The organism is Pseudomonas sp. GW821-FHT04D07 (genome assembly GCF_059420225.1).
Genome location: NZ_JBWKTH010000058.1, coordinates 1 through 3,707, shown reverse-complemented (window position 1 = coordinate 3,707; position 3,707 = coordinate 1). Strand labels below are relative to the sequence as shown.

The window sequence follows — 3,707 nt, the reverse complement described above, 5'->3', positions numbered from 1 at the left end:
CTCGCTGTCGTTGGCTTCATTAGAATGCCACCGTGGCGCTACAGACGCCTCGGCTTGGGCGAGTCCATCCAATTACAAGGGATATGTGCTCTAGCCCTTCGCCCGGCGAAGGCGCCCGGGCGCCTCGCCATAGATCGCCTTGAATTTCTTGCTGAAGGCCGCCTGGGACTGATATCCAACCTGGACGGCGATATCGCTCAGGCCCAGGTGCGAATGGCTTAGCAAACCATACGCCAGCTCCATCCGCACCCGTGTCAGCAGCACCCAGGGCGACGCCCCGGCCACCGCGGCGAACGCGCGCATGAAGGTCGCCCGCGACATGTTCGCCAACGCCGCCAGGGCCTCGATGGTCCATTCATGGGCGGGCTCGTCGAGCATCGCCTGCCAGGCCCGGCTCAGACGTTTGTCGGCCAGTAACGCCAGGGTTCCGCTGGCGGGCGCCTGCTGTTGCAGATAGGCCCGCAGGATCAACGTGAACAACGCCGACGACAGCGCATCCACCAGAAATCGCGCCCCAGCCTGATCGCCATCGGCCTCCACCCGCAGCAGACTGACCAGCGCCGCCAACTGACCGTTGGCCTGCAGCTCGCGACTGGAAATCAGCAAATACTCCGGCAGCGCGCTGAACAACATCGACTCGCGCTGATAATGAAAACGACCACAGAGAATATCCAGCTCCGCCTCTTCGCCGCCGAGCCGATGCAGCGGCAGCAAGGCGCCCCGGCTAATGCGCGTCGCCATTGGCGCCACCCGCTGCCCCTGACTGCGCAACAGGTGACTGCCGCCACCGGGCAGCACCAGGATATCGCCGGCGCGCAGGCGCAAGGAGCAGCCGTCCGGCAACTCCGCCAGGCAATCGCCGGACAGCACCAGGTGATAAGGCGCTACCCCGACGCTCTCCTGCGCATGCTCCATGGCCCAGTCGCCCTGCAACTGGCAACGCAGGTCGAGGCAGCCGCGGACCCCGGCAAGGCTGATGAGTTTATCGATCGAATTCATTTGCGCATTTCGGACAAAACCTTGAGTGCATTGAACAAAAGTGGCTACACCTGACAGAGGAGACTGAGCTCGCTGCCAAGCCACTCTACCCTTACCCTTTCAGGAGTTACCATCATGTTTCTCAATTGGTCCGAACTGTTGCCCACCCTCAAGAATGCCTTTGGCGCCTTGGGCAAATCCAATCCGAAGATGGTCCAGGCGTACATGAAGCTGGGGGAAGCCGCGGCGGAAAACAATGTGCTGGATGCCAAGACCCGTGAGCTGATTTCCATCGCCGTGGCGATTACCACCCGTTGTGACGGTTGCATCGGTGCGCATACCGACGCCGCGATCAAGGCCGGGGCGACGCGCGAAGAAGTTGCCGCCGCCCTGGCCACGGCGATTTCGCTGAATGCCGGTGCCGCCTACATCTACTCGCTGCATGTGCTGGAGGCTTACGACAGCCTGAAGTCCTGAGGCTGTTGATTTGCGCAACGGCGACTGGCCTCTTCGCGGGCAAGCTCCGCTCCCACAAGTTTTGTGCCGTGCATAGAAAATAGGTACGACTCGAACCCCCTGTGGGAGCGGAGCTTGCCCGCGAAGGCTTACTTGCAGGCGGCACGTGGCTCAAAGCAACCCCGCAAAATGCCGTCGAAACTGTTGCGGCGTCACACCCAGCCGTCGCTGGAACACACTGCGCATATGATGCGCATCACGAAAACCACACTCGTAGGCCACAGTCTTCAACGGCCCCCCGCCGCTTTCCAGCATCACCCGCGCCGCATCCACCCGCACCCGCTCGACAAACTCCGCCGGCGTCACCTGGGTCTCACGGGCAAATACCCGGGAGAAGTTCCGCGCACTCATATTCGCCGCCCGCGCCAACTCGGCAATGCTCAAGTCCCCGGTCAGGTGCGCCAACACATACGCCTGCACCTGGGCCACGGGCGACGAGGCCTCGGCATGGGGCGCCAGGTACGGACTGAACTGCGACTGCCCACCGGAACGCTGGGTGAACACCACCAGCCGCTTGGCGACCTTCAACGCCACCTGCGCACCGTGATCCCGTGACAGCAGGTACAACGACAAATCGATCCCCGCCGTCACCCCCGCCGAGGTGAACAGCCGGTCGTCCTGCACATACAAGCGATCGGCCTCGACCCGCGTCCCTGGGCACAACGCCGTCAGTGCTGGCGAATCACTCCAGTGGGTGGTCACCGTGCGCCCGTCGAGCAATCCAGCCCGGGCCAGCATGAAGGCGCCGTTGCAGATCGAACCGAAGCACCCGGCACGGGCGCAGGCCCCACGCAGCCAGGCATGGAAGGCATCGCCGAAATCCAGCCCGGGCAAACTCGGGCCGCCGGCGCACAACAGCAAGTCGTAACGCTGCTCGGCCTCGCTGAAATGCCGATGCGCCTGGATCGCCAGGCCATTGGAACAAGCCAGCCAGCCACGCTCGACGCCGATCACTTCCAGCCGGTACCGGGCGTCGGGGGGCAGGAAGCTGTTGGCTTCGGCAAAGACGTCCATGGGTCCGCTGATATCCAGGGCCTGGACGCCGGGGAACACCACAACGGCTAGGGTTCGGGTCATGGAGCGGGCCTCGTTGCCAATCGACAAGGTTGAACGCGATCCCTTGTAGGAGCCGGGTTGCCGGCGATGGCGGTCGAATGATCGCCGCCGGACTCAAGGGCCTCATCGCCGGCAAGCCGGCTCCTACAGGGGGACGCGGTGTTTTCAGGATTGCGGTTCCAGGACCGGCCCGCATGAGGCGTCGGCCTTACGGTAACGCAAGCCTCCAGTCGATGCGACAGCCGCCTCTATCACGCGCACGCGCTGGCACGGAACCCACTCCGAATGGCTGGATTCGTCACCTTGTATCGATTGTTGCCACCCACCCCCGACGCCAGACTGAACCCATCGGCGCCATTCGCGCGCTCCTGAGGAAGTCTCGACATGAGCAACAACATTGCCGGCATCAAGATCCCCGACAGCGCCCTGGCCAAGGCCACCACCGAATATATCCGCGACGTGGAAAGCGATCTGCTCTATCACCACTCGCGCCGGGTCTTCCTGTTCGGTGCCCTGAGCGGCGAGCGCAAGCAACTGGCCTACGATCCGGAGTTGCTGTACGTCGGCGCAATGTTCCACGACCTCGGCCTGGTGGAAGGTCACCGCAGCGATGACGAACGTTTCGAAGTCGACGGTGCCAATGCGGCCAAGGTATTCATGAAGCCATATGGGCTGTCGGATGACGATATCGAGCAGGTCTGGCTGTCGATTGCCCTGCACACCACGCCGGGAGTACCGCAACATCTGCGGCCGACGGTAGCGCTGGTCACGGCCGGGGTGGAAATGGATGTGTTGGGGATGGACTACGCGGCGTTTCCAAGCGCCCAGCGCGAAGCGGTGGTACATGCGCATCCACGGGGGGAAGGGTTCAAGGAGTGCATCATCTGCGCGTTCGCCGAGGGGCTGCGCCATCGTCCGTTGACCACTTTCGGCAACGTGAAGACCGATGTGTTGAAGGACAAGGATGCGACGTTCAAGCCGATGAATTTTGTCGAGGTGATTCGGCGTTCGCCTTGGGCTGAATAAAAGCATGGGGGCAAGGCGGAACCAATAGGATCGTGGCCAGCACATGGAACTGTAGGCGATCTTGAGGGCCTCTTCGCGGGCAAGCTCCGCTCCCACAAGGGGGGGTTGAGTCGTACCTGATTTTTGTGTAC

General features: G+C 62.8%; 4 protein-coding genes. 2 read left to right on the top strand and 2 right to left on the bottom strand.

Translation table 11 applies throughout. The features are described from left to right. Positions 1-90: 90 nt before the first annotated feature. Positions 91-999: a cupin domain-containing protein gene (locus AC07T0_RS31630; RefSeq protein WP_495004860.1), complete on the bottom strand. Its 909-nt coding sequence runs from the start codon at positions 997-999 to the stop codon at positions 91-93. A 114-nt stretch (positions 1,000-1,113) separates the two neighbouring features. On the opposite strand from AC07T0_RS31630, the gene AC07T0_RS31625 reads away from it, so the two are divergent. Continuing rightward, entirely contained in the window at positions 1,114-1,455 is a 342-nt protein-coding gene (locus AC07T0_RS31625) for a carboxymuconolactone decarboxylase family protein (protein WP_495004859.1), read from the top strand. 150 nt (positions 1,456-1,605) lie between these two features. Here AC07T0_RS31625 and AC07T0_RS31620 read toward each other — a convergent pair whose 3' ends face one another. Then, on the bottom strand, positions 1,606-2,571 hold the full coding sequence (locus tag AC07T0_RS31620; protein ID WP_495004858.1) for a GlxA family transcriptional regulator: 966 nt from the start codon (positions 2,569-2,571) through the stop codon (positions 1,606-1,608). A gap of 363 nt (positions 2,572-2,934) precedes the next feature. Here AC07T0_RS31620 and AC07T0_RS31615 point away from each other — a divergent pair, with 363 nt between their 5' ends. Further along, positions 2,935-3,576 carry an HD domain-containing protein gene (locus tag AC07T0_RS31615; RefSeq protein WP_495004857.1) on the top strand — a complete coding sequence of 214 codons (642 nt, stop codon included), beginning with the start codon at positions 2,935-2,937 and terminating at the stop codon, positions 3,574-3,576. Positions 3,577-3,707 lie beyond the last annotated feature (131 nt).